The sequence below is a fragment of the Pseudomonas sp. K5002 genome (assembly GCF_013386655.1).
Lineage (GTDB): Bacteria > Pseudomonadota > Gammaproteobacteria > Pseudomonadales > Pseudomonadaceae > Aquipseudomonas.
The window spans coordinates 1-388 of sequence record NZ_JACARK010001699.1; the positions used below are offsets into that span (position 1 = coordinate 1).

The following is a 388-nucleotide window of genomic DNA, read 5'->3' on the forward strand; positions in this document are numbered from 1 at the left end:
AGCCCCTGTCCATCACCAGCGAGTTGAGCGGACGGATTGCCGCGCCACGCATCGCCGAAGTGCGCGCCCGGGTGGCCGGCGTGGTGTTGCAACGGGTGTTCCAGGAAGGCCATGACGTGAAACAGGGCGATGTGCTGTTCCGGATTGACCCGGCGCCGTTCAAGGCCGACCTCGACAGCGCCCAGGCCAGCCTGCGCAAGGCCGAGGCCAATGCATTCCAGGCGCGCTTGCAAGAGCAGCGCTACAGCCAACTGGTGGAAGGCAACGCCATCAGCGGCCAGGAATACGACAACGCCCGCGCCGCCGCCAGGCAAACCGCCGCCGATGTGGCCGCCAACCAGGCCGCCGTGCAGCGCGCCAAATTGAACCTGGGTTATGCCACCGTGAC

Annotated in this window: 1 protein-coding gene; it reads left to right on the plus strand. The window is 67.0% G+C overall.

The features are described 5' to 3' along the window. Positions 1-388 (plus strand): efflux RND transporter periplasmic adaptor subunit (locus HX846_RS38775; protein ID WP_178967648.1); only part of this gene is annotated, 388 nt, incomplete at both ends.